At 69.6% G+C, this 25387-nt stretch carries 22 protein-coding genes; 14 read left to right on the top strand and 8 right to left on the bottom strand.

Annotated elements, in window-relative coordinates; translation table 11 throughout:
• The first annotated feature begins 11 nt into the window (after positions 1 to 11).
• Positions 12 to 1226 (top strand): beta-ketoacyl-ACP synthase II, encoded by a 1215-nt coding sequence (gene fabF / locus ACIA8L_RS28725; protein ID WP_395909595.1) that lies wholly within the window; start codon positions 12 to 14, stop codon positions 1224 to 1226.
• Between the two features lie 48 nt (positions 1227 to 1274).
• On the opposite strand, the gene ACIA8L_RS28720 is transcribed toward fabF, so the two are convergent.
• Genes ACIA8L_RS28720 through ACIA8L_RS28710 form a run of 3 tightly spaced genes read right to left on the bottom strand, consistent with a single transcriptional unit; the run spans position 1275 to position 3680 of the window.
• A complete protein-coding gene (locus ACIA8L_RS28720; protein ID WP_395909594.1) occupies positions 1275 to 1436 on the bottom strand; it encodes a hypothetical protein in 162 nt (53 codons plus the stop codon).
• A gap of 13 nt (positions 1437 to 1449) precedes the next feature.
• On the bottom strand, positions 1450 to 3153 hold the full coding sequence (locus ACIA8L_RS28715; protein ID WP_395909593.1) for a glycoside hydrolase family 3 protein: 1704 nt from the start codon (positions 3151 to 3153) through the stop codon (positions 1450 to 1452).
• 35 nt (positions 3154 to 3188) lie between these two features.
• Positions 3189 to 3680, bottom strand: a complete 492-nt coding sequence (locus tag ACIA8L_RS28710) for a DUF3145 domain-containing protein (protein ID WP_395909592.1) — start codon at positions 3678 to 3680, stop codon at positions 3189 to 3191.
• A 254-nt stretch (positions 3681 to 3934) separates the two neighbouring features.
• On the opposite strand from ACIA8L_RS28710, the gene ACIA8L_RS28705 reads away from it, so the two are divergent.
• Together ACIA8L_RS28705 and ACIA8L_RS28700 are read left to right on the top strand one after the other, a co-directional pair.
• The gene (locus ACIA8L_RS28705; protein ID WP_395909591.1) at positions 3935 to 4267 is read left to right on the top strand and encodes a hypothetical protein; all 333 of its coding nucleotides are present in this window, start codon (positions 3935 to 3937) and stop codon (positions 4265 to 4267) included.
• Positions 4268 to 4640: 373 nt separating this feature from the next.
• Positions 4641 to 5540, top strand: a complete 900-nt coding sequence (locus ACIA8L_RS28700; RefSeq protein ID WP_395909590.1) for an alpha/beta fold hydrolase — start codon at positions 4641 to 4643, stop codon at positions 5538 to 5540.
• Here the strand turns inward: ACIA8L_RS28700 and ACIA8L_RS28695 are convergent.
• Positions 5524 to 6516 (bottom strand): saccharopine dehydrogenase family protein, encoded by a 993-nt coding sequence (locus ACIA8L_RS28695; RefSeq protein WP_395909723.1) that lies wholly within the window; start codon positions 6514 to 6516, stop codon positions 5524 to 5526. The genes ACIA8L_RS28700 and ACIA8L_RS28695 overlap by 17 nt on opposite strands.
• 70 nt (positions 6517 to 6586) lie before the next feature.
• Here ACIA8L_RS28695 and ACIA8L_RS28690 point away from each other — a divergent pair, with 70 nt between their 5' ends.
• The 4 genes from ACIA8L_RS28690 to ACIA8L_RS28675 all read left to right on the top strand — a co-directional run bounded on the left by ACIA8L_RS28690 (position 6587) and on the right by ACIA8L_RS28675 (position 11430).
• Entirely contained in the window at positions 6587 to 7237 is a 651-nt protein-coding gene (locus ACIA8L_RS28690; RefSeq protein WP_395909589.1) for a DedA family protein, read from the top strand.
• Between the two features lie 69 nt (positions 7238 to 7306).
• Entirely contained in the window at positions 7307 to 9520 is a 2214-nt protein-coding gene (locus tag ACIA8L_RS28685) for a HelD family protein (RefSeq protein ID WP_395909588.1), read from the top strand.
• Positions 9521 to 9841: 321 nt separating this feature from the next.
• On the top strand, positions 9842 to 10282 hold the full coding sequence (locus ACIA8L_RS28680; protein WP_395909587.1) for a MerR family transcriptional regulator: 441 nt from the start codon (positions 9842 to 9844) through the stop codon (positions 10280 to 10282).
• On the top strand, positions 10279 to 11430 hold the full coding sequence (locus tag ACIA8L_RS28675; RefSeq protein ID WP_395909585.1) for an NAD-dependent epimerase/dehydratase family protein: 1152 nt from the start codon (positions 10279 to 10281) through the stop codon (positions 11428 to 11430). The genes ACIA8L_RS28680 and ACIA8L_RS28675 overlap by 4 nt, the downstream gene beginning before the upstream one ends.
• 441 nt (positions 11431 to 11871) lie before the next feature.
• Here ACIA8L_RS28675 and ACIA8L_RS28670 read toward each other — a convergent pair whose 3' ends face one another.
• From ACIA8L_RS28670 to ACIA8L_RS28660, 3 genes are read right to left on the bottom strand one after another with little or no spacing between them, the layout of a single operon-like run.
• On the bottom strand, positions 11872 to 12729 hold the full coding sequence (locus ACIA8L_RS28670; RefSeq protein ID WP_395909584.1) for a carbohydrate ABC transporter permease: 858 nt from the start codon (positions 12727 to 12729) through the stop codon (positions 11872 to 11874).
• Positions 12726 to 13601, bottom strand: a complete 876-nt coding sequence (locus tag ACIA8L_RS28665; RefSeq protein WP_395909583.1) for a carbohydrate ABC transporter permease — start codon at positions 13599 to 13601, stop codon at positions 12726 to 12728. Before ACIA8L_RS28665 ends, ACIA8L_RS28670 begins: the two co-directional genes overlap by 4 nt.
• Positions 13598 to 14878, bottom strand: a complete 1281-nt coding sequence (locus ACIA8L_RS28660) for an ABC transporter substrate-binding protein (protein WP_395909582.1) — start codon at positions 14876 to 14878, stop codon at positions 13598 to 13600. The genes ACIA8L_RS28665 and ACIA8L_RS28660 overlap by 4 nt, the downstream gene beginning before the upstream one ends.
• A gap of 401 nt (positions 14879 to 15279) precedes the next feature.
• On the opposite strand from ACIA8L_RS28660, the gene ACIA8L_RS28655 reads away from it, so the two are divergent.
• From ACIA8L_RS28655 to galK, 3 genes are read left to right on the top strand one after another with little or no spacing between them, the layout of a single operon-like run.
• The gene (locus tag ACIA8L_RS28655; protein ID WP_223097555.1) at positions 15280 to 16059 is read left to right on the top strand and encodes a DeoR/GlpR family DNA-binding transcription regulator; all 780 of its coding nucleotides are present in this window, start codon (positions 15280 to 15282) and stop codon (positions 16057 to 16059) included.
• A 35-nt stretch (positions 16060 to 16094) separates the two neighbouring features.
• Entirely contained in the window at positions 16095 to 17183 is a 1089-nt protein-coding gene (gene galT, locus ACIA8L_RS28650) for a galactose-1-phosphate uridylyltransferase (RefSeq protein ID WP_395909581.1), read from the top strand.
• A complete protein-coding gene (gene galK, locus ACIA8L_RS28645; protein ID WP_395909580.1) occupies positions 17180 to 18289 on the top strand; it encodes a galactokinase in 1110 nt (369 codons plus the stop codon). The genes galT and galK overlap by 4 nt, the downstream gene beginning before the upstream one ends.
• Here galK and ACIA8L_RS28640 read toward each other — a convergent pair.
• A complete protein-coding gene (locus ACIA8L_RS28640; protein WP_395909579.1) occupies positions 18286 to 20397 on the bottom strand; it encodes an NPCBM/NEW2 domain-containing protein in 2112 nt (703 codons plus the stop codon). The genes galK and ACIA8L_RS28640 overlap by 4 nt on opposite strands.
• A 256-nt stretch (positions 20398 to 20653) precedes the next feature.
• Between ACIA8L_RS28640 and ACIA8L_RS28635 the strand changes: the two genes are divergently transcribed.
• From ACIA8L_RS28635 to ACIA8L_RS28620, 4 genes are all read left to right on the top strand, one after another.
• The gene (locus ACIA8L_RS28635; protein WP_395909578.1) at positions 20654 to 21742 is read left to right on the top strand and encodes an ABC transporter substrate-binding protein; all 1089 of its coding nucleotides are present in this window, start codon (positions 20654 to 20656) and stop codon (positions 21740 to 21742) included.
• A 64-nt stretch (positions 21743 to 21806) separates the two neighbouring features.
• A complete protein-coding gene (locus tag ACIA8L_RS28630) occupies positions 21807 to 23312 on the top strand; it encodes a sugar ABC transporter ATP-binding protein (RefSeq protein WP_395909577.1) in 1506 nt (501 codons plus the stop codon).
• Entirely contained in the window at positions 23309 to 24274 is a 966-nt protein-coding gene (locus ACIA8L_RS28625) for an ABC transporter permease (protein ID WP_395909576.1), read from the top strand. Before ACIA8L_RS28630 ends, ACIA8L_RS28625 begins: the two co-directional genes overlap by 4 nt.
• Positions 24271 to 25293, top strand: a complete 1023-nt coding sequence (locus ACIA8L_RS28620; protein ID WP_395909575.1) for an ABC transporter permease — start codon at positions 24271 to 24273, stop codon at positions 25291 to 25293. The genes ACIA8L_RS28625 and ACIA8L_RS28620 overlap by 4 nt, the downstream gene beginning before the upstream one ends.
• Positions 25294 to 25387: the final 94 nt, after the last annotated feature.

Raw genomic sequence — 25387 nt, 5'->3', positions numbered from 1 at the left:
TGTGTTGAGCAGTGAGTGTTGAGGTCGTCGTCACCGGCATGGGGGCCACCACCCCGCTCGGCGGAGATGTGCCGTCCACCTGGGACGCCATGCTCGCCGGCAAGTCGGGGGTGTCGCCACTGCCCGAGTGGGCCGCGCCGCTGACCGTACGGATCGCCGCGCAGCTCGCGGTCGAGCCGACCGAGAAGATCGACCGGGTGCAGGCCCGCCGCCTGGACCGCAGTGAAATGACCGCCCTGATCGCGGCCCGCGAGGCCTGGGCCGACGCCGGCTCGCCCACCGTCGACCCGGACCGCCTGGCGGTCAGCGTCGGCACCGGCATCGGCGGCGCGCAGACCCTGCTCAACCAGGACGACATCCTGGAGGCCAGCGGTCCCCGCAAGGTCTCGCCGCACACCGTGCCGATGCTCATGCCCAACGGCCCGGCCGCCTGCATCGGCCTGGAGCTCGGCGCCCGCGCCGGCGTGCACTGCGTCGCCAGCGCCTGCGCCACCGGCGCCGAGGCGATCGCGCACGCCCTCGACCTGATCCGCCTCGGCCGCGCCGACGTCGTCGTCGCCGGCGGCACCGAGGCCGTGATCCACCCGCTGCCGATCGCCGGCTTCGCCGCGATGCGCGCCATGTCGGTGCGCAACGACGACCCCGAGGGCGCGTCCCGCCCCTGGGACAAGGCCCGCGACGGCTTCGTCCTCGGCGAGGGCGCCGGCGTCATCGTCCTGGAGCGGGCCGACCACGCCCGGGCCCGCGGCGCCCGCATCTACGCCCGCCTGGCCGGGGCCGGCCTGACCTCGGACGGCTACGACATCGTCCAGCCCCACCCCGAGGGCGACGGTGCCGTGCGCGCCATCGCCTTCGCGCTCCGCGACGCCGGCATCGCCAAGTCCGACGTCGTACACGTCAACGCCCACGCCACGTCGACACCGGTCGGCGACCTGGCCGAGATCAAGGCCCTGCACCGGGCCCTCGGCGACCACCCGATCATCACCTCGACCAAGTCCATGACGGGCCACCTGCTGGGCGCGGCCGGTGCGGTCGAGTCGATCGCCACGATCCTGTCCGTCTACCACGGCATCGTCCCGCCCACGATCAACCTCGACGACCCGGACGACGCCCTGGACCTCGAGGTGGCCGCGCACAAGGCCCGCCACCTGGACATCCCGGCGGCGCTGAACAACTCGTTCGGCTTCGGCGGCCACAACGCGGCGCTGGTCTTCGCGCGCGTGTAGCGCTGGTTGCGATATGCCGAGCTGGGCGAGGCGCTCGGCATATCGCGATCAAGCGATGGGTGGCGCGGCGTACAGCAGACAGGTCAGGTCCCGCATCTCGCCGGTCGTGAGCTCGCCGCGGGCCCAGCGCTCCGGGATCGCCTCGGCGCGGACGGACGCGGCGGGTTCGGCCAGGCAGTGGCGCCGCTCGGCGGTGCTGTCGGTCGGCATCGGTGCGCCGGGGTCAGGAGCAGGCGGTTGGCTGGAGGCCCTGTACGGGTACCGGCGAACGGCCTGTCGCTTTGGCCTTGCCCACCAGCACGTCGGCCAGGGCGGACATCGACGCTTTCGATGACGAGTAGGTCGCGACCAGGGTGCCCTTGGCGGTGCTGAGGACGTACGGGGTGTCAAGGGCCACCGTCACCGCCGCCGACGCCGACAGGTCAGCCGAGCCGCGGCCGTAGCCGATCAGGCGGATCTCGGTGCCGCCCTGGGTCACCACCTCGGCGCCGGCCTGGCGTAGTGCGTCTTCGAGGACGCCGCGGGACGTGTCGGCACCGGCGGCGGTTACCCGCAGCGGGCCCTTGGCCAGGGCGCCGCCGCACGGGCCGCGGAAGATGGTGATGGCGGCCGCGGCGGCGGCGCGGGCGGCGGACTTGCCGTCGGCGCTGTCAACGGCGGAAGGATCCGGCTTTGGTACTGCCGCCAGCCGCAACTTCAGCGCCAGAATCCTCGTCGCCGACTCGACCAGCCGCTGCTTCGTCAGCCGGCCGGACTTCACCGCGTCCAGGAGTCCCTTGTAGGCCGCGGTCAGGTTCGTGGGCATGAGGAGGATGTCGTTGCCGGCGAGGATCGCACGGACGGCGGCCTCGCCCGGGCCCCACTGCTCGGCCGGGGCCATGTTCAGCGCGTCGGTCACCACCACGCCGGTGTAGCCGAGCTTGGTGCGCAGCAGGTCGACGAGGACCTTGCTGGAGAACGAGGCCGGGGTGCCGGGGTCGACCGCCTTCACGTCGAGGTGGCCGGACATGATCAGGCCGACGCCGGCGTCGCGGGCGGCCGTGAACGGCGGGAGGTCGCCCGACTCCAGGGCGGACATGTTCTGGGACAGGACCGGCAGGCTGCTGTGGCTGTCGGTGGTCGTGTGGCCGTGGCCCGGGAAGTGCTTGACGGTCGCGGCGACGCCGGCCGACTGCAGGCCCTTCACCGAGGCGGACACCTGGACGGCGACCTTGGCCGGGTCGCTGCCGAACGAGCGGGAGCCGATCACGCCGCCGGGCTGGGTGCCCAGGACGTCGGCGTCGGGGGCGAAGTCGACGTTCAGGCCGATCGCGGCGAGCTCGGTGCCGGCCGCCTTCCACGCCGCCTCGGTGAGCTTCGGGTCGCCGGCGGCGCCGAACGCGAGGGCCGCCGGGAGCTGGACGATGCCGTCGCGGATGCGGGTGACCTGGCCGTACTCCTGGTCGGTCCCGATCAGCAGCGGCAGCCGCGCGGGCAGGCTCAGGGCGGCCGACTGCAGGCCCGCCGTGAGCTTCGCGACCTGGGCCGGCGACTCGACGTTCGTGGTCTTGTTGGTGCCCGCGGTGGGGTCGTCGGCGCTGGAGGAGACGAGGATGACGCCGCCCAGGTGGTACTTCTTCACGATCTCGGCCGGCGTCGACGCCCCCGCGTAGTTGCGGTTGGCCGCGGCCGAGCCCGAGGACACCTTGTCGGCCGCGTTGCCGTAGGCGTATGGCATGAGCAGCTGGCCGATGAGCTCCTCGTCGGAGAGGCGGCCGGCGATCTCGGCGGCCTGCTTCGCCGGGTCGTCCCCCGGCACCAGCGCCGACGTGGGGCCGCTCTTGGCCGGGTCAGCGGCCTTCGAACCGTCCCCGCTGCAGGCGCCCGCGCCCGCCAGGAGCGCGAGGGCCGTCAGGGACAACAGGAGGCGACGCGGGCGACTCGGCACCCCGCAACTCAATCATGGCTTCGCAACCGGGATAATTACCCCACCCGGGTGAGCAGGGTCATCGGGGCGCCGTCGCCGGCGTGGCGATACGGCTCCAGCTCCACGTCCCAGGCCGCCCCGAGCGCCTTCTCCAGGGCGTGCGCCATCGCCTCATAGCCGCGGGCGCCGGCCAGCAGCGAGCGCAGCCGGTCCTCGGACAGCACGATGTCACCGTTGGCGCTGGTCGAGGCCCGGAACAGGCCGCGACCGGGCACCTGCATGAACCGCTCCCCGTCCACGCCGGGGCTCGGCTCCTCGGTGACCTCGAAGCGGATCATGGGCCATTGCCGGAGCGCGGCCGCAAGCTCCCCGCCCGTGCCGGTCGCACCGGTCCACGAGCACTGCGCCCGCCGAGCCGACGGCTCGACAGGCTGCACCGTCCACTCGAGGCGAACGGGCGCGCCGAGGACGCGCGCGATCGCCCACTCGACGTGCGAAGACACGGCGAGCGGAGTCGAGTGCACGTATATGACGCCACGCGTGGGCACGTAAGACCTCCTGGAGACCGAGGTGCGTCTTCCCCTACGACCTCGTGTCCAGTGGGTCAATGCCAGCGTACGGCGGTGACTGTTGTGACCAATGATGACGATGTTGAGCGCGGTGCGCCAGAGAATCGGTCACACCGGTCGTGCAAAATGTCCAACGGACAGATCCTCCCCCGGTTACTCACCTTTTTTGGGTGGTCGGAGCGGCTGTTACACTTTCTTGTCTTCCGTACAAGCCTCGACAAGGAGCTCCCGCCGTGGCGAACAGCACCTCAAAGACCGCGCGGGCCTCAGTCCGCGCCGGTCAGGCCGGCGCGAACGGCGCCCTGTCCGTGCTGGGTGAGTTCAAGTACCTCATCCCGCTGAACAAGGGCAAGCACGTCTACGTGCGCAACCTGACCAACGGCAAGACCGTGCACCTGAGCACCACCTCCGACGCCTTCGCCGAGGAGATCCGCGTGCTCGCCGGCGCCGGCCACGCCGCCAAGATCCGTGCCGAGATCCAGGCCCTGGCGGCCGCCGAGCCGAACAACGGCTGGGACGCCACCGAGAAGCGCCTCGTCGACGCGGGCGTCTTCGAAGCCGCCTGACCTCTTCCATACAGCTTCTGTACAGCCGAAACGCCGCCGGGGCCCTTGCCCTTGGCGGCGTTTCGCTGTCCCTGGTCATTCGCGCAGGTGGACCCCTTGATCACGAAATGTCGGACGCTTCGCGTCTCGACATTTCGGAAATATCGCCTGACGGGGGATAAATCCGATAAGTCGAGGCACGGAGTGCCCGACTTATCGGTGATCAACCGGGCGGTGCAGCAAGTGCCCGTAAGTGCCGGTGCGTGATCAAAGCGTTATCAGAGCAGTGTGGGTGACAGGGGTAATCCGAGAAACTTCCGGGTAACAATTGCCTATGGGTAAGGATGTCGTTCAGCGGCCGGTAAGGCTTGCGGACGGCGCTTGCCTGTATGGCGTGGTGCACCCCGCCGAGGGCGTGAACTCCAAGCGGCCCCTCACTGTCGTGTTCCTGCACGGGTGGACGCTCGACAACCGGCTCTGGCGGCAGCAGATCGCCGACCTGCCGGACCGGCTCGGTGTTCCGGTGCAGATGGTGGCGTTCGACCTGCGCGGGCATGGGCGGTCGTCGGCCACGCGCGACAACGCCACGCTCGAGCAGCTCGGGGATGATCTCGCCGCCGTGATCGAGCAGCTCGTGCCGCGAGGGCCGATCGTGCTGGCCGGGCATTCGCTCGGCGGGATGGCGATCATGGAGTACGCGCACCGGCACGCGGCGGCGTTCGCCCGGCGGGTGGTTGGGGTTGTGCTCGTCTCCACGTCCGCTGAAGGGTCCTCGCGGACCAGCTACGGGCTCAGTCCCCGGCTGGCGCGGGTCATGCGGGTGCTGGAAGTACAAGGGGCGGGGCTCCTCGCTCGATCCGGAGCCTGGCGACCGCATCGGCGGTTGATGCCCCTGCTGGCGCCCGGGGTCCGGTGGCTGGTGTTCGGACATCGGGTCGACACCAGCTGGGTCGCGCTGACCGCGTCCATGGTCGGCAACGCCCCACTGTGCGCCATCGGCGGGTTCCGGCCCTCCGTCGACCTGCATCATCGGGTCGAGACGCTCGCGGCCATGCGTGGGCTGCCGGTCGCCGTGCTCGTGGGGTCGGCGGATCGGCTCACACCGCCGGCCTGTGCCGAGACCATCGCGCAGGAGCTGCCGGACGCCACGCTCGAGGTGCTCGACGAGGCCGGGCACATGTTGCCGATCGAGCGGCCCGATGTGGTCACCGATGCCATCGTGTCGGTGCTGCGGCGGGCGGCCCGGGCCCGTCAGCGCACGCCCCGGCAGCGCGGCGTCAAGACCGCCGGCTGAGCTCGACGCCCTCCAGGGCCAGCACGAACTCCGGGCCCAGCGCCGATGACGGCGTGTGCACGCCCGGCCGCACATCGCCGGCCATGACCCGCTGGGCAGCCGTCAACGCGGCGTCCGCGGTCAAGGTGTACGCGTTGGGGCCCGTCAGCGTCGCCGCGCGCGACTCGCCCGCGGCGTCCCGCACCTCGGCCCACACCTCGCAAGCGCTCGCCGTGCGCACGTCCGCGGCCGGGCCGCCCGGGCGGATCAGGGCGCGGGCGGCTCGGCGGAGCGGGCCGAAGCGGAAGATCGGGGCCAGGAACGAACCCGGGGGCAGCGGCATGTACACCGTGATGTTCGGAATACCAGTCGAGTGATACGCGGTGACGAGGTCTCCCCAGCGGGTCGCGCCTGCTCGCAGTACCCCCGAAGCAAATGGAACGTCCCGGGACGGGGCGCCGAACCGGGTCGGGACCAGCCGGCCGTCGATCCGGCGCAGTGCGCCCGCGCCCATCTCGGCGATGGCCGTCCTGGCGGTGCCCCGGGAGAGACCGCCGGGGGCGTTGAATGCCAATTCCAAAGAGACGGCGGTGGGTACTTCCGCTGCGAGCATCGCGGCCAGGCAGTCCGTGGGGACCACGTCGAAGCCGGCTCCGGTGATCATCGTGACGCCGACCGCCCGCGCGGCCGCGTCCTGGGTGAACATCCAGTCGAAGACGTCCAGTTCGCCGGTGATGTCCAAGTAGTGCACGCCCGCGGCGAGGCACGCGGCGACCGCTGGACGGGCGGTCTCCGCGAACGGGCCCGCGCAGTTCACGAGCACGTCGACACCCTCGAGCATTGCCACGTTGCAAGGGCCCACGCGATGCGGAAGACCCAGCTCGTCCGCCAGCGCGCGGACGGGACCCGCGGAGCGGCCGGCCAAGATCGGACGCTCACCGCGCGTCACCGCGAGGCGGGCGATCAGTGACCCACTGTAGCCGTTCGCGCCGTACACCAGACAGCCCACGCTCAGGAAACTATGAGACGCTTACCCGGAACGGAAGTCTCACTGGGGAGGGGATCCGGTGCATCACATCTCGGAATGGATGGGCACGCTCTCCCCGATCTGGGTATACCTGCTGGTCGGCGGCGTGATCGGCATCGAGAGCATGGGTGTGCCACTGCCGGGCGAGATCACGCTCGTGACCGCCTCCCTGCTCTCCGTGACCACCTCCGTGAGCCCCTGGCTGGTCGCCTCGAGCGCCGCCGCGGGCGCGATCATCGGCGACAGCATCGGCTACGTGATCGGGCGGCGGGGCGGGCGGCCGCTGCTGGAGCGGGTCGGGCGGCGGTTCCCCAAGCACTTCGGGCCCGAACACCTGGCCAAGGCCGAGCGCTCGTTCCAGAAGTGGGGTGTGTGGGCGGTCTTCTTCGGCCGGTTCATCGCGCTGCTGCGCATCCTGGCCGGGCCGCTCGCGGGAGCGCTGCACGTGCCATACCCGAAGTTCCTCGTCGCCAACGCGGCCGGCGGCATCGTGTGGTCGTTCGGCACCGTGTTCGCGATCTACTCGCTGGGCCAGGTCGCCGAGAAGTGGCTCAAGGACTTCTCGTGGGTGGCGCTCGCCGTCGCCGTCGTCGCGGGCATCGCCACCACCCTCTACCTGCGCCGGAAGGCCGCCGCCGAGGCGAAGGCCCTCCGCGCGGAGGCCCAGAAGGAACCCGCCAGCGCGCCCTGATCAACTCTGACCCCGGAAGGCGAGTAAGCTTTCGGGGTTGTTTTTTCGCCGGGCGGCAGGAGTAATGCGTTGAGCGACGCGGTTCGCGACTCGGAGATCGCCGCTGAGCAGGCTTACCTCGATCGGGTTTACGTACGGCTGGACCAGCTGCGCATCAACGCGGCCGAGGTCGAGAAGGCCGGCTACAACATGGCCCGGGTCGGCAACTACGGCGCCCTGGTCGAGCGGGACGCCATGGTGTACCACGCGGCCCGTCGCCGCCGGGCCCTCGAGAGCGAGCACGACGGGCTGGTCTTCGGCCGCCTCGACCTCGGACCGGACGGCGTGTCGGGCGCGGACGCGGCCGCCGTCGCGCCGGTCGTGCCGGGCGGCGAGGTGCGCTACGTGGGGCGCCTGGGCCTGCGCGACGAGGAGTACGAGTCCCTGGTCGTGGACTGGCGGGCGCCCGCCGCGGCCCCGTTCTACCGCGCGACACCGGCGGACCGGATGGGTGTCGTGCGGCGGCGGAGCATTCGCAGTACCAATGAAAAGGTCATCAGCATTGAGGACGACCTCCTCGATCCGGCCGCCGCCCCCGCCGACCTGGCCGTGATCGGTGACGGCGCGCTCCTGGCCAACCTGTCGCGCGCGACCGGGCGCGGGATGAAGGACATCGTCTCCACCATCCAGCGTGAGCAGGACGACGCGATCCGCTCCCCCGCCTCCGGCATCACGGTCGTGCGGGGCGGGCCGGGCACGGGCAAGACGGCGGTGGCGCTGCACCGGGCGGCCTACCTGCTGTACGCGGACCGCAACCGGTATGAGAGCGGCGGCGTGCTCGTGGTCGGGCCGTCGGACGTGTTCGTCGGCTACGTCTCCCGGGTGCTCCCGTCGCTCGGCGAGGACACCGCCACGCTGCGCTCACTCGGCCAGCTGGTCGAGGGCGTCCAGGCCACCCGGCACGAGCCGCCGGAGGTCGCCGCGGTCAAGGGCTCACTGCGCATGCAGCGCGTGCTCAGCCGCGCCGCGCGGGGCCCGGTGCCGAATTCACCAGACAAGATCCGGATTTTGTACCGCGGGGAGCTCCTCAGTCTCGACAAGCCCGCCCTGGACGAGCTGCGCCGCACCATCTTCAACCTGGGCGTGAAGCGCAACGCGGCCCGGGCCAAGGCCGCCGGGCACGTCCTCGACGCCCTGTGGCGCCAGAGCGTGCAGCTGCTCCCGTCGGGCCGGCAGCAGAAGCGTGAGGAGTTCGCGCCGGACATCGCCGAGCGGCCCGAGTTCGTGCAGTTCATGCGCGGCTGGTGGCCGGTGCTCCGCCCGACCGAGGTGCTGGGCTGGCTCGGCGACCGCCAGCGGCTGCAGCGCTGGGCCAACGGCATCCTGAGCAACCGCGAGATCGCCCTGCTGGCGTCGTCGATCGACACCGAGTCGCTTTCGGGTTCGGGTTCGGCCTCTGGCTTGGTCTCCGGCTCGGTCTCTGGCTCGGTCTCTGTTTCGGTTGAGGACGTGGCGCTGCTGGACGAGCTGCACGAGTACCTCGGGGATCCGCCGGTCCGCAAGCGCGCCCCGCGCGACCCGTTCATGGTCGCCGAGGGGGTCCACGAGGTCTCGACAATCTCCGAGCGGATGGCCGCGGCCCGGGCGCAGGCGATCGAACGCCCCGACGACTACCGCGACTACGCCCACATCATCGTCGACGAGTCCCAGGACGTCTCCCCGATGCAGTGGCGCATGGTCGGCCGCCGCGGCCCCCACGCCACCTGGACGATCGTCGGCGACCCGGCCCAGGCCGCGTGGGCCGACGCCGCCGAGTCCGACCGGGCCATGGAGGCCGCCGTCGGCACCCGCCGCCGCTCCGACTTCACGCTCACCACCAACTACCGCAACTCGGCCGAGATCTTCGCCGTGGCCGCCCGGGTCATCCGAGCCGCACAGCCCGACATCGAACTGCCGACCGCGGTCCGCTCCGCCGGCATCGACCCGGTCGAGCTGACGGTGGAAGATCTCCAACCCGCCGTCGTCGCCGCCGCCAAGACGCTCCTCGACCAGGTCGAGGGCACCGTCGGCGTGATCACCCCCACCCAGCGCCGCGGCGAGGTCGCGGCGTGGCTGGAGGGCCTGGACCCGGCGCGCCTGCAGACGGTTGGGGCACTGGACTCGAAGGGCATGGAGTACGACGGCGTCCTGGTCGTCGAGCCGGCCGCCATCCGCGACGAGGCCCCGACCGGCTTCCGGACGCTGTACGTGGCCCTGTCCCGGGCAACACAGCGCCTTACCACGGTCGGCACCGAGCCGTTCTGAGTCGCTGCCGGTCGCGCTCCGCTTGAGCGCGACCGGCACGCGCTTCCCTTGAGCGCGACCGGCACGCGCGCTCGCCTTGGGCGCTGCCAGCAGTCGTCCTTGCCTCGAGCCCAACCGGCAGCGCGCTCACCCTTGATCACGACCGGCAAGACGCTCTCTGCCTACGCGCGGCCAGCAGTCATATTTCCCTGGCGCGCCCGGCAAGCGCGCCCTCCTCGAGCACCACCGGTAAGACGCGCTCGCCTTTCATCACGACCGCCAGACGCGCTCTTCGCTCCGATCCCTTGACCTCAAGCGCTTGAAGTTTGTTCTCCTGGATTCATGAGCACGTTGACCATCCAAGACGTCGCGCGGCGCAGCGGGTTGAGCGAGCCCACGCTGCGCTACTACGAGGAGGTCGGGCTGATCGGCCCGATCGAGCGCGACCCCAGCAGCCGCCACCGCCGCTATCGCGAGGAGGACCTGGACACCCTCCAGGCCCTCGCATGCCTGCGGGCGATGGGCGTAGGCATCGAGGACATGCGCACGTACCAGGCGAACCGAAAACGCGGCCAAGCCGCCGCGGGCGAGCAGCGAGACCTGCTACAGCGCCACGCGGAACGCATCGAGGCCGAGATTGCCACGTTGCAAGTCCACCTCGAGTACCTGCGCCGCAAAGCGATGCTGTGGGACGCCCGCGAGCGCGGGGATGCCGAGGCCGAGACAGCCGCGTACCAGCGGGTCCAGGACGTCCTGCCCCAGCTCGAGGGAGTGCTGCGATGAGCACGGTTCTGGTCACCGGCGCCAACGGCTACCTGGGCTCCCAGCTGGTCACAGATCTCCTGCTGGCCGGAACCACGGTTCGCGCCGTTGTCCGGTCACCCCAAGCCGAGGCAGACCTGCGAGCGGCAGTCGTCCGCGCCGGCGCCGACCCAACCGCCCTCTCATTCACCGCCGCCACGTTGACGAACCCCACGTCAACTAACACCACGTCGACCGCCACGATGTCGACCGAAACCACGTCGACCGGCACCCCGTTCACGTTGACCAACGCCACGTCGACCGACACCACATTGACCAACGCCACGTCGACTAACCACACGTTGACTGAGACCGCGTTGACCGACAGCACATCGACTGACAGCACGTTGGCTAACGCCACGTCGACTGACACCGCGTTGGCTGGCGTTGCGCTCGGCGGGCGTGAGAGCGCTTTCGACGGCGTGACGGAGGTCTATCACTTGGCCTCGCCCATGCAGGTTGGCGGGGCGGAGGAGATCGTGGCGGCGGCGCGGGACAGTGCGGTCGGCGTGCTGCGGGCGGCTCGGGATGCGGGGGTTCGGCGGGTGGTGATGACGTCGTCGTTCGCGGCGATCGGGTACTCCCCGAAGGCGGTCCGTGACTACACCGAGGACGACTGGACCGATCCGGACACCCCCGGGCTCGCGCCGTATCCGCGTTCCAAAGCGGTGGCCGAGCGCGCGGCCTGGGACTTCATCGAGCGGGAAGGCGGCGGCCTCGAACTCGTCGTCATCAACCCGACCTGGATCGCCGGCCCCACGCTGACGAGCCAGGTGCGATCCTCGCTGCAGGTGATCAAGGCGCTCGTCGAGGGCACCATGCCCGCCATGCCCCGCCAGCGCTTCGGCATCGCCGACGTCCGCGATGTGGCCCAACTGCACATCACCGCGATGCGGACACCGGAGGCGGCGGGAAAGCGCTATCTCGCCCTGGCCGACGGGCCGACCGTGACCTGGCGCGAGGTGGCCGAACTGCTCGGCGGCACCGTCGAGGAGGCGCCCGGCGAAGAGCCGTCGCCGCTCACCATCTACAACGACCGGGCCAAGCGGGAACTCAACTTCCGCCCCCGCCCAGCCCGAACAACCCTCGCCGAGACCGTCGAAAGCATGCGCGCGCTAGGGCTGCTGTAACCGTCGACCGTCAACGTCGACCGGAATCAACCCCACCCAGCAACGTTGACTGCCGCCAGCCAAGACAGTCGACGTTGACCGCTGTCAAGCACGATCGTCAACGTTGACTGTAATCAACGTCGTCCGGCAACGTTGACCCGCAATGTTGACCATCGCCAGGCAACCGCCGAAGCGCACCGCGGTCACGCCCCGCCGGCAACGTTGACCGCAGTCAGGCAACTGCCCAGGCCGACCGTGGTCAAGCCCAGCCATCGACGTTGACCGCCGCTGGGCACAACGGTCGACGTTGACTGCCGCTGGACCAGACAGTCGACGTTGACCGCCGGCGACCAAGACGGTCGACGTTGACTGCCGCTGGGCACAACGGTCGACGTTGACTGCTGTCTAGCACGATCGTCGACGTTGACTGTAATCAACGTTGGGGTGCTGGGAACGAAAGCCTCAGCCCTTTGCGGCGCCCAGGGTCAGGCCGGCCACGAACTGGCGTTGTAGGGCGAAGAACACGACAAGCGTCGGTAGAGCTACCAGGAGTGAGCCGGCGGCCAGGAGGTTGTAGTCGGTGAAGAACTGGCCTCGGAGGTTGTTCAGCGCGCTCGTCACCGGCAGCTTGTCGCCGGTCGAGATCAGCACCAAGGCGTAGAGGAAGTCGTTGTAGATCCACGTGAACAGCAGCGTGGCCAGGGCGGCCAAGGCTGGGCGGCAGAGCGGGAGCGTCACCTTCCAGTACTGCAGCCACACCCCGGCCCCGTCCACGACGGCGGCCTCCGTGATCTCGACCGGGAGGGTCCGCATGAAGTTGGACAAGACGAACACGCAGAAGCCGACCTGGAACGCGACATGGATGGCGATCAGGCCAAAGTACGAGTCGTAGAGCGTGCCCGAGTCCGAGACAAAGCCTGGCACCGGGATCTGCTTGTACATCTCGTAGAGCGGCGTCACCAGAACCTGCGGCGGCAGCAGGTTGCCCGCGGTGAAGACGACCAGCAGCGGCAACGAGAAGCGGATCCGCAGCCGGGCGATGCAGAACGCGACGAACGAGGCCAGGAACAGCGTCAGGAGAACGCCCGGGATCGCCACGATGACCGAGTTGGTGAAGTACTTCGGCAGCTCCGCGGAGTCCCACACCTGCGCGTAGTAGTGCAGGGTGAGCTTGTCCGGCCACGAGAAGTACCCCTTCCGGGATGTCTCTTCGTATGGCCGCAGCGAGGCGTAGACCGCCAAGGCCAAGGGCGCGAGCCAGCCCAGGGCCACCACCATCAGGAAGACGTTGAGGACAACGCGGGCCGGGCGGAGTTTCATCGTTCCTCCCGCAGGATGCGCACCAGGTAGGTGACGATGAAACCGAGCGAGATGAGCAGCAGGATGACGGCGATCGCGGAGCCGAAGCCGATCCGGCTCGCCTCGCCGATGATGTTGTCGGTCACGAGCACGGACAGCAGCTCCAGGCCGTTGCGGCCGCGGTTGATCGCGTAGACGATGTCGAACGCGCGCAGGCCCTCGATGACGGTGATGACCAGGACGATGATGTTGACCGGGCGCAGGGTGGGGAACGTGACCCGGAAGAACGTCTGGGCCTCGTTCGCGCCGTCGAGGGCGGCGGACTCCTTCAGTGCCGGGTCGACCGCTTTCAGGCCGGCCAGGTAGAGGATCATGACGTAGCCGACGTGCCGCCAGCCGACCGCGACGAGGACGGCCCAGATGTTGATCGACGGGTCGCCGAGGAAGTCGATGGGGTTGCCGGTCCGGCCCAGGATGTTGTTGAGCGCGCCGTAGTCGCGGGAGTACACCAGCTGCGAGATGAAGCCGACGATCGCCAGGGAGAGCACGACCGGCAGGTACAGCGCGCTCTGGTAGAAGCGGCCGAAGCGCAGCTGTTTGTCGAGCAGCACGGCGAAGAACAGGCCGATCGGGGTGGCGACGAAGCCCAGGAACGCCAGCCACAGCAGGTTGTGCCGCATCGCCGGCCAGAACGGCGGGTAGACGTTGACGATCGTGTCGTAGTTCTTCCCGCCGACCCACACCGGGTCGGTGACACCGTTCCAGGACGTGAAGGACAGCCCGACGGAGGCGATCGTGGGACCCCAGATGAGCGCGAGGTCCAGCACGATCGCCACGCCGAGGACGACCGCGATGACGGTGCGGTCGCTCCAGCCGAACCGCTTGATCTTCACGGCGTGAAGATGGTCTTCTTCTGGGCCTCGATGCTCTTCAGGAGGCCGTCGACATCGTCGGGCTTGTTGATGAAGGTCTGCAGGGCGGGGATCATCACCTGGGACGCGAAGTCGGGCCGGGTGTCGCGGTCCAGGAACTGCGAGATGTGCTTGGCGCCGCTGATGAGCTCGGCGGACTTCTTCTGCAGCGCGCTGTAGCCGGCGGTGTCGGCGGTCTTGTTGGCGGCGACGTTCGTCGGGTTGTTCTTCAGGTAGGCCAGTTCGGCGGGGCCGGTGGCCAGGTACTTCATCAGCTCCTTGGCCCCGGCCGCGTTCTTGGGCTTGGCGGCCACCATGAACCCGTCGATCGGCGCCTCCACGGAGTCCTGCCCGAACTCCGAGTTGATCTCCGGGAAGGCGAAGAAGTCGAGGTCGTCCAGGTCGGCCCCGGAGAACTGCTCGCCGACGAAGGTACCGGAGACGTACATCCCGGACTGCTTGTTGAGCAGGGACTGCGCGGCCTCCTGCCAGGTCCGTCCATTGGCTCCCGGCTGGTGGTACGGCAACAGCCCGCGCCAGGTGTCGAAGACGGTCTTGAGCTTCGCGTCGGTCCACGCCTGCTTGCCGGCCATGAGGTCGACGTGGAACTGGTAGCCGTTGATGCGCATGTTCAGGTAGTCGAACGTGCCCATCGCGGGCCAGCCGTCCTTGTCCGCGAACGCGACCGGGACGAGGCCGTCGGTCTTCATCTTCTCGCAGAGGGTCTTGAACTCGTCGAGCGTCTTCGGCGGCGTGTAGCCCTTCTGCTGCCAGACGCTCTTGCGGTAGAAGACGCCCCACGGATAGTTGTAGAACGGCAGGAAGTACTGCTTGCCGTCCTCCCCCGTCGAGGCCGCCTTCAGGGCGTCGGAGAAGTTGCTCCCGACCTCGGCCCACACGTCGGAGATGTCCCGGGCGAGGCCCTGCTTGGCGAAGAACTGCATCCGGTAGCCGGCGAACCAGCAGAACACGTCGTCCGGATTGCCCTGCAGGTAGCGGTTGATGTTCTCCTGGAACGAGTTGTGGTCGACGGTGTTGACCTTGACGTTCTTGCCGTTGGCGTAGCCCGAGATGACGTTGGCCATCGCGGTCTTCGGGACGTTGTCGGAGTAGTTGGAGCCGAACGTGACGTCGCCGGTGGCGTTGCCGGTGTCTTTGGAGTCGTCGTCGCTGCCACAAGCAGCGAGCAGTGACGTCGCCGCCACGCCTCCGAAGCCGGCCATCGCGCCGCCCAGGACGGTACGACGGGAGAAGTTCATCGCTTCCTCCTCAGCAAGGCACAGAACCAAACGAGAACCTCCAGTACGGCGACGGTGCCCTCAGAAGCGGACATTGTCAATGGATCTCGGCCCATGATCAGCAATAATTTGCCAGAATCGATGTGCATTTGGGCGGAAAATTCATCGACACATGTCGGTAACAAGCGAGGGTGTACGGCTCCCGCATCACCCACCGCCAGGACAGTTGCCTGTTCGAGTTTGTTGACTTCTGGTCGGCTAGGTTCGAAGCTGTAGCCCATGCGAGCGGCCGAGGACTTCGACCGGGCCAGCGGGGCGCGCGGATGCCGGGGAGACGTAACGTCTGCGTTGGAACCCGTTGTGGGTCCGGCCACTCGCGCAGCCGTCCGCACCCCCGCTGCGCCTGCGAAGGGAACGCAGTGATGCTCGCACAGCAACGGCAGGCGGCCATCCTGGATCTGGTCCGCCGCCACGGTGGCGTGCGCGTGAGCCAGCTGGTCCGCCAGTTCGGTGTCTCCGACATGACCATCCGGCGGGATCTGGAAGCGCTCGCCGACCGGGGGCTGGTCGACAAGGTGCACGGCGGCGCGACGATCGCCGGCCCCGGCTCCACGGAGGAGCCCGGCTTCGACGCCAAGTCGGTGCGCCAGCGCAACGAGAAGGGCGCGATCGCCGAGCGGGCAGCCAAGCTCATCGAGCCGCACACCGCCGTGGCGCTTTCAGCCGGTACCACCACCGCCGCTCTGGCCGCACACCTCGTCGACGTCCCGGGGCTGACCATCGTCACCAACTCGATCCCGGTCGCCGACACCCTGTATCACGCCGGGCGCCCCGACCAGACCGTCGTGCTCACCGGGGGCATCCGCACGCCGTCCGACGCCCTCGCCGGCCCGGTGGCCGAGGCCGCGATCGGCTCGCTCAACGTCGACGTGCTCTTCCTCGGCGTGCACGGCATGAGCCCGCGCACCGGCTTCACCACCCCCAACCTGATGGAGGCCGGCACCAACCGGCTGCTGGTCGCGGCCGCCCGCCGGCTCGTTGTGCTTGCCGATCACACAAAGTGGGAAATGGTGGGCATCGCGACCATCACGCCCCTGGACGAGGCCGACATCCTCATCACCGACGTCGGGCTGGCCGCCGAGGCGCGCGTCCAGCTCGCCGAGCGCGTCGGTGAGCTCATCGTCGTCGACCCAAACGGCTAAATCGTCGTCGACCCAAACGGTTAACTGGAGAACGAGTGAAGCGCACGGTCACCCACCTCGCCGACGGCCGGGAGCTCATCTACTTCGATGAGCGCGACGACGCGTCCCGGGACGCCGCCGACACCCGGGATCTGCCGCCGCCCCCGCCCGCGTCGGAGATGCGGCACGACCCGATCCTCGACGAGTGGGTCGCGATCGCGGCGCACCGGCAGTCGCGGACGTTCCTGCCCCCGACCGACGAGTGCCCGCTGTGCCCGTCGACGCCGCAGTGGCAGAGCGAGATCCCGGCGTCCGAATACGACGTGGTGGTCTTCGAGAACCGCTTCCCGTCCTTCAGCCACCGCGTCGGACCGGCTCAGGGCGACATCCTGCCCGGCCTGGTCCCGACCCGCCCGGCGGCGGGCCGCTGCGAGGTCGTCTGCTTCACGTCCGACCACAACGCGTCGTTCGCGTCGCTCACCCCGGCCCGCGTGCGCACGGTGATGGAGGCGTGGGCCGACCGCACCGCCGAACTGTCCACCCGCGACGACATCGAGCAGGTCTTCTGCTTCGAGAACCGCGGCGAGGAGATCGGGGTCACGCTCTCGCACCCCCATGGGCAGATCTACGCGTACCCCTTCGTGACCCCACGCACGCGCCGCATGCTGCGCTCGGCCCGTGAGCACCGCGACCGCAGCGCCGGGTCGAACAACCTCTTCGCCGACGTCCTGGCCGCCGAGCGCGCCGCCGGCACCCGGATCGTGGCCGGCAACGACCTGTGGACCGCCTTCGTGCCCGCGACCGCGCGGTGGCCGTTCGAGATCCACCTGTACCCCAACCGCCAGGTCGCCGACATCCCGGCCCTCACCGCCGAGGAGCGCGACGCGTTCGGCCCGCTGTATCTGGAGGTCCTGCGCCGCCTGGACGGCATGTTCGGGCTGGCCATGCCCTACATCGCGGCCTGGCACCAGGCGCCCGTCCGGGTCGCCCGGGACCTGGCCTACCTGCACCTGCAGCTGTTCAGCACGCGGCGGGCGCCGGGCAAGCTGAAGTATCTGGCCGGCTCGGAGTCGGCGATGGGCGTGTTCGTCAACGACGTGCGGCCGGAGCAGGCCGCGCAGATGCTGCGGGAGGTCACCCTGTGAGCGTCGAGCGGCTCCCGGCCGGCCATTACGACACGGTCTGGGCCAGTCCCGGGCGGGTCAACCTGATCGGTGAACATACCGACTACAACGATGGGTTCGTACTGCCATTCGCCCTCCCGCACCGCACGGTGGTCGGTGGCCGGCGCCTGGACGGTCCCACGTGGACGGTGACGTCCGAGGGCTACGACGAGCCGGTCACGTTCGGACCGGGCGAGAAGGTCGAGGGCTGGGCCGCATACGTCGCCGGGGTCGTCTGGGCCCTGCGCGAGGCCGGTCACGACGTGCCGGGGGCCGAGCTGTTCGTGACGTCGGACGTGCCCTCGGGCGCCGGGCTGTCCTCGTCGGCGGCGATCGAGTGCGCCGTGATGGCGGTGCTGCTGGATCTGGCCGGGATCGACGTGCCGATGGCGGTGCGGCCGCGGCTGGCGCAGCGGGCCGAGAACGAGTACGTGGGCGCGCCCACCGGCATCATGGACCAGTCCGCGTCCACGCTCGGCCGCGAGGGCCACGCGCTGTTCCTGGACTGCCGCTCCCTGGCCACCGAGCAGGTCCCGTTCGACCTGGCCGCCCAGGGCCTCGCGATCCTGGTCGTGGACAGCAAGGCCCCGCACGCGCACGTCAGCGGGGAGTACGCGGCCCGCCGGCGCAGCTGCGAGGAGGCCGCCAAGATCCTCAACGTGGCCGCCCTGCGCGACGTCACCGACCTGGACGAGGCCCTCACGCGGCTCGACGACGAGGTCATGCGCAAGCGGGTCCGGCACGTGGTCACCGAGAACCAGCGGGTCCTCGACACCGTCGACGCGCTGCGGGCCGGCGGCGCCCGCGAGATCGGGCCGCTGATGACCGCGTCGCACGAGTCGATGCGCGACGACTACGAGATCACGGTGCCGCAGGTGGACACCGCGGTGAACGCCGCCCTGGCCGCGGGCGCCCACGGGGCCCGGATGACCGGCGGCGGGTTCGGCGGCTGCGTGCTGGCCCTGGTGGACGCCGATCGCTGCGACGCGGTGGAGGCGGCGGTGCGGGAGGCGTTCACCGAAGCCGGCTTCACGCCCCCCGACGCCTTCGTGGTCACCCCGGCGGAGGGGACCCACAAACTTTCCTAGCAGACCAGGCGCGCGTCGGCCCAGTCGGCGTGGTCGTGGTCGATGCTGCCCGCGCTGCCCGTGACCAGGTGGACATTGCTTCGGCCGCTGACGTCGACGTTGACCAGAAGCAACCCGCCGGACGTCACCGTCGGGCTGGTGTACAGCGTGGTCGAGTCGCCGACCACGCTGAACGTCACGCCGGTCGAGTTGGTGCCGACCTCGGCGTCCAGGCCGACCACGGCGGTGAACGTCGTGCAGCCGGCCGACGGGACCGTGATGTCACCGGCCGCGTGGACGCCGACGCCCTTCGGGTAGAAGACGCCGCCGACGCTGAGCACGCTGCCGTCCGCGGCCGCCTGCTCGCCGTTGGACTGGTCGCGCTCGGCCTGGCCCCAGCCGTTCGTCGCGGTGCCCCAGGAACGGTCGCTGACCGCCGAACCGGCGCCGGGGGTACCGCAGACCAGGGTCGGGCTCCCCCAGTCCGCGTGGTCGGAGTTGATGCCGTTGCGCGCGTCGGTGACCCGCAGCTCCAGGTTGAGGTAGCCGCCCGTCGAGACGCTGATCCGGGTCGGGGCCTGGCCGCCGCTCTTCACGCCGGTGTAGGCCAGCAGCTTGCCGTCGCCGTAGACCTGGAACCGGACCGAGCCGTTGGCGCCGACCTCGTTGTCGACCCCGACCTGCGCCGTGAACGTGCGGCAGGCCCGGCCCAGGTAGACGTGCACGGCCGAGTCCGCGTGCGCGCCCAGGCCCTTGGCGAACGTCGTGCCGCCGATGTTCAGGCCTCCGCCGTCGCCGGCCGCCTGCTCACCGTTGGCGCGGTCGCGCTCCACCGGGCCCCAGCTGTTGCTGGACGCGGGCCAGGTCAGGTCGCTCACCTGGTACGTGCCGGCGCCGGGGGCGGCCGACAGCGAGCCGGCCCGCGTCACGCGGAACATGGCCACGCCGTGCGAGGGGACCGATGCGCTCAGCGCGCCCGTGGTGGTGGACGTGGCGCCCGTCCACAGGTTCTTCGCCGAGTACGAGCTGGACCCGCCGAGTCCGAGGGCGGCGGTGGTCGTGGAGACGGTGGCGGTACCCCCGCCGCGGTTGAACAAAGCCACGGCGACCGACCCGTCGCTCATCGGTTTGGCCCAGACCTCCTGGTCGCCGGCGTCGGCCACCCGCCGGCCCTGTGACCCGCCCCAGTCCCGGTTGACCGCGATGACATCGGCGTTGCGCAGGATGCTCAGCGTCCCGGCCGAGACCGAGCGCAGGTCGTTGCCGAGCAGCAGCGGCGAGGACAGCAGGGCCCAGAGCGAGAAGTGTGCGATGTTCTCGTCCTGGGTGAGCGCGCCGTTGCCGACCTCGAGCATGTCGGGGTCGTTGTAGTACCCCTTCCGCGCGAACGGCTCCAGCCCGGCCTGCTGGTCCAGGATCGACGTGATGCTGCCCCAGCTGGCGTTGATGTCGTCCGTCGAGCGCCACGAGCTGCCGCCGACGTTGGGGCCGAAGATCCAGGGCTCGTCGTTGCCCCAGTTGCAGATGCTGTACACGATCGGCCGGCCGGTGGCCTTGAGGGCGTCGCCCATGGCCTTGTAGCGGTCGTAGGCGGGCCGGCCCTGGTTGTTGCAGTTGTCGTACTTCAGCAGGTCGACGCCCCACGACGCCCACGTCTGCGCGTCGGTCACCTCGTGGTCGAGGCTCGCCGGCAGGCCCTGGCAGGTGGCGGTGCCGGCCGACGAGTAGATGCCGAGCTTCAGGCCGCGGGCGTGCACGTAGGTCGCGATGGCCGCGATGCCGCCGGGGAAGCGGACCGGGTCGGGCTGCAGGCGGCCCTGGGCGTCGCGGGTGCTCGCCATCCAGCAGTCGTCGATGTCGACGTAGGTGTAGCCGGAGTCGCGCAGACCGGTGCTGACCAGGGCATCGACGGTCGCCTTGATCAGGTTTTCGTCGATGTTGCAGCCGAACCGGTTCCAGCTGTTCCAGCCCATGACGGGGGCCGTGAGCGGACCTGGTTGAGGTGTGGCCGCGGCGCTGGCGGGCGACGTGACTGTCACAACGAGGGGGATGGATACAGCGGCGGCCAGTCCGAGGGTCGTGGCGGCGGCTGCCAGGGCGCGTTTCAGCACCCCGAGAGGTTGGATCATCGCAGCTCCCAGGCGATACGAGATCGAAGATGTTGGATATTGTTGTACGCCTTCGCACACGGACGCACAAGGTCCGTCATCGATGTCGGTCCGGCATCGCCCAGGTCTCGGTCATGTGACAGTTGGTGTTTGGTTTTGGTCGGGTGGGTGGAAAGTCTTGACAGAAAAAGTTGGAGGATGAGTGAATGCGATACACCTCGATGAGGTTCTCGCAACGACACCCCAGTCGACCCCTCGCTCAAGGGAGTGACACACCATGATCGATATGCGTGGCCGCTGGCGGCCCGCCCTGGCCGTGCTCAGCGCCGCGGCCCTGCTGATGACCGGCTGCGCGAAGTCCGAGGACGACAACACCACGTCGACCTCGTCGGCGAACGCCTCCGCCGCCGCGCAGGCCACGAAGTCGGCCGACGCCACGGGCGCGACCTGCACGCTGCAGCAGTTCGGCGGCACCAAGCTCGACCTCAAGACCGCGATCGTCGGCTTCTCCCAGTCGGAGAAGGAGGCCAACCCGTTCCGCATCGCCGAGACCCAGTCCATCAAGGACGAGGCGAAGAAGCTGGGCATCCCCGAGGCCAACCTCAAGACGACCAACGCCGACTCGAAGTTCGACAAGCAGATCACCGACGTGAGCACCCTGATCGACCAGGGCGTGCAGCTGCTGATCATCGCCCCGCTCAACTCGGACGGCTGGGACTCGGTGTTCGCCAAGGCCTCGGCCAAGAAGATCCCGATCATCACGATCGACCGCAAGATCAACGCGAAGAGCTGCACCAACTACCTGACCTTCATCGGGTCGGACTTCGCGGAGCAGGGCAAGCGCGCGGCCGACAAGATGGCCAAGGCCCTGAACAACACCGGCAGCGTCTCGATCCTGCTCGGCGCCCCCGGCAACAACGTCACCACGCTGCGCACCAGCGGCTTCAAGGACGAGCTGGCCAAGGTCGCCCCCAACATCAAGATCGTGTTCGAGCAGACCGGCAACTTCTCCCGTGAAGAGGGCCAGAAGACGGCCGAGCAGCTGCTGCAGGCCAACCCGAACGTCAACGGCATCTACGCCGAGAACGACGAGATGGCCCTCGGCGCGGTGACCGCCCTCAAGGGCGCGAGCAAGAAGGCCGGCGACGTCAAGGTCGTGACGATCGACGGCACCAAGGGCGCGGTCCAGGGCATCGTCGACGGCTGGATCTACTCGGTCATCGAGTCCAACCCGCGCTTCGGCCCGCTGTCCTTCTCGACCGCCGAGAAGTTCTTCAACGGCGAGGCGATCCCGGAGAACATCATCATCTCCGACCGCGAGTACGACTCGACCAACGCGGCGTCCGACCTCGGTCTGTCCTACTAGGCCTTGCGAACCTGGGCTCGCTTTCGGAAAGCGAGCCCAGGTTCGACGCGGAAAGAGGCAACACATGTCCCTGCTGGAAGTGGCCGGGGTCAGCAAGCAGTTCCCGGGCGTGCGCGCCCTCGACGACGTCTCGTTCACGCTCAACCCGGGTGAGGTGCACGCGCTCGTCGGCGAGAACGGCGCCGGCAAGTCGACACTGATCAAGGTGCTCACCGGGGTCTACCGGCCGGACGCGGGTGAGGTGCGGTACCAAGGAAGCGCCGTGTCCTTCAACGGGCCGCTGGACGCGCAGGCGGCCGGCATCTCGACCATCTATCAAGAGGTCAACCTCGTCCCGCTGATGAGCGTGGCGCGCAACCTCTTCCTCGGCCGGGAGCCGCGCAACCGCTTCGGCCTCGTCGACGTGGCCCGGATGAACCGCGAAGCGGCCGAGACCCTCGCCGCCTACGGCATCACCTCCGACGTCCGCCGCCCGCTCGGCCTCATGCCGCTCGGCGCGCAGCAGATGGTGGCCCTGGCCCGGGCCGTCATGGTCGACGCGAAGGTCGTCGTGATGGACGAGCCGACGTCCTCGCTGGAGCCGCGCGAGGTCGAGACGCTCTTCGGCGTCATCCACCGGCTGCACGAGCGCGGCGTCGGCATCATCTACGTCAGCCACCGCCTGGACGAGCTGTACCGCATCTGCGACCGCGTCACCATCCTGCGCGACGGCCGGCTCGTCCACGCCGGGAAGCTCGAAGGCCTCGAGCGGGTCGAACTGGTCTCGCACATGCTCGGCCGCCCGGTCGACGCCGACCGCTCCTTCACCAGCTTCGGTGGTGAGCACGACGCCACCGGCGCCGCGCCGGTGCTCAAGGCCACCGACCTCAACAGCCGGCACCGGCTCAACGGCGTCAGCTTCGAGGTCCGGCCGGGCGAGGTCGTCGGGCTCGGCGGCCTGCTCGGCGCCGGGCGCAGCGAGACCATCAAGGCGGTGGCCGGCGCGCTGCCCCTGGACAGCGGGGCGGTCGAGATCGACGGCAAGCCGCTGCGCCGCCCGACCCCGGTGAGCGCGCTGCGGGCCGGCATCGCCGTGCAGCCCGAGGACCGCAAGGCCGAGGGCATCGCGCTGGGGCTGTCGGTGCGGGAGAACATCGCCCTGGCGATCCTGCCTCGGCTGTCGACGGCCGGCGTGGTGTCCGAGAAGAAGATCGACCAGATCGTGGACACGTTCATGCAGCGCCTGCGGATCAAGGCCTCCAGCCCGCACCAGCGGGTCGGCGACCTCTCCGGCGGCAACCAGCAGAAGGTGCTGCTGGCCCGGCTGCTGGCCACCGGGCCCAAGGTGCTGCTGCTGGACGAGCCCACGCGGGGCATCGACGTGGGCGCGAAGGCCGAGGTGCAGGCGCTCATCGACGAGCTCGCCGCCGAGGGCCTCGGCGTGGTCCTGGTGTCCTCGGACGCCGAGGAGCTCATCGAGGGCTCGGACCGGGTCGTGGTGTTGCGGGACGGCGCCGTCGTGGGCATGCTGCGCGGCGATGAAGTGACGACGGAGCAGTTGATGAACGTGATCGCGGTGGCGGCGTCATGACCTCAGCCACGACTTCTGTGAAGACCGTCGAGGTCTCGCGCTGGCGGCAACTGCTGCCGGTGTACGGCGTCTACGTGGCCCTGCTCGTGCTGGTCCTCTTCAACGTGGTGTACACCGACAACTTCCTCGAGTGGTCCAACCTGCGCATCCAGCTCGTCCAGGTTACGCCCGTCGTGATCGTGGCCCTCGGCATGGCGCTGGTCATCGGCACCGAGGGCATCGACCTGTCGGTCGGGTCCGTGATGGCGCTCGGGGCCGCGATCATCCCGTTGTACCTCGGCTACGGCCCCGTCGCCGCGATCGTCCTCGCCCTCGTCGGCGGCCTGGTCATCGGCTTCGTCAACGGCGGGCTGGTCGCGTTCGTCGGGCTGCAGCCGATCGTGGCGACCCTGGCGATGCTGGTGGCCGGGCGCGGCATCGCGCTGGTCGTGTCCAGCGGGCGCTACAAGGACATCCGCAACGCCGACTTCATCGAGATCGGCACGGGACAGTTCCTCGGGGTGCCGTACACCGTCTGGATCGCCGCCGTCCTGGCCGTCATCATCGGCTTCGTGGTGCGCCGGACGGTCTTCGGCCGGCGCCTGCTGGCCGTCGGCGACAACCGCCCGGCCGCGGTCCTGGCCGGTGTCCCGGTCCGCCGGGTACTGGTCACCGTCTACATGATCAGCGCCGTCCTCGCGAGCATCGCCGGTGTCATCCAGGTGGCCCGGATCGGCTCGGCCGACGCCTCCCGGATCGGCCTGCTCATCGAGCTCTCGGCGATCACGGCGGTCGTCGTCGGCGGCACCCCGCTCACCGGCGGCAAGGTCCGCGTGCTCGGCACCGTGGCCGGCGCGCTGCTCATGCAGCTGCTGACCGCGACGATGATCGCCAACAACCTGCGCGACTCGACGGCGCAGATGGTCCAGGCCGTCATCATCCTGGTCGCCGTCTACGCCGCCCGGGAAAGAAGGACGCGATGAGCCAGACGGACACTGTCGTGACGCCGCCGGCGAAGGTGGCCCGGGCCGAGGCGGCCGCGGCGCGGACCGAGAAGCTCGTCGAACGGTTTCAGCGTCAAGGCGCTTTGGCGGTACTCGCACTCGTCATCATCATCGGCGCGATCACGTGGGACAGCTTCCGCACCTACGACAACCTCGGCACGGTGCTCATCTCCACCGCGCCGCCCGCGCTGATCGCCCTCGGCATGACGTTCGTCATCATCAGCGGCGGCATCGACCTGTCCGTCGGGTCGCTGTATGTGCTCGGTGGCGTGCTGGCGGCCTGGGCGTCGCAGTACGGCACCTGGGCCGCGTTCGCGCTGCCGCTGGTCGTGTGCGGGGTGTTCGGGCTGGTGCAGGGCAGCATCATCGCCTACGCGCGGCTGGCCCCGTTCATCGTCACCCTCGCCGGCCTGCTGGGCGCCCGCGGCCTGATGCTGGCCCTGTCCGACGAGGGCGCCGACACCTACCTGGTGAAGACCGACGCGTTCAAGCACTTCGGGTCGGGCACGCTCGGCGGCATCGGCTACCCGGTCTACCTCGTCATCGCGCTCTTCGCGCTCGGGATGCTGCTGCTGTACCGGACCCGCTTCGGCCAGTCCGTCTACGCCATCGGCGGCAACGAGGACGCGGCCCGGCTGATGGGCGTGAAGATCCGCAGCACGCAGATCCGGGTGTACGTCCTCTCCGGCGTCCTGGCCGGGCTGGCCGGTGCGATCAACGCGGCCCGCCTCGGCTCCGGCGTCACCGTCCTGGGCACCGGCATGGAGCTCGACGCGATCGCGGCGGTCGTCATCGGCGGCACCCTGCTGACCGGCGGCGCGGGCACGCTCGGCGGCACGATCGCCGGTGTGCTGCTGCTCCAGGTGATCCAGAACCTGATCAACCAGAGCGGCCGGATCACGTCGGCCTGGCAGACGGTCATCAGCGGGGCGTTCATCGCGCTGGTCGTCGTGGTCCAGACCTACCTGGCGCGGCTGCGCCGGGTTTCGTCGGGCTGACTGGCGTTTCGTGGGAGGCGTCTCCAGTACCAATGGAGGCGCCCCCTTTCTTTTTGCAACTTGCAATAGCTGACTGTGCGATGCCGAACGCACA

Source organism: Dactylosporangium sp. NPDC051541, from assembly GCF_044454505.1.
Taxonomy (GTDB): domain Bacteria; phylum Actinomycetota; class Actinomycetes; order Mycobacteriales; family Micromonosporaceae; genus Dactylosporangium.
This window is presented reverse-complemented; position numbering and strand designations above follow the sequence as displayed.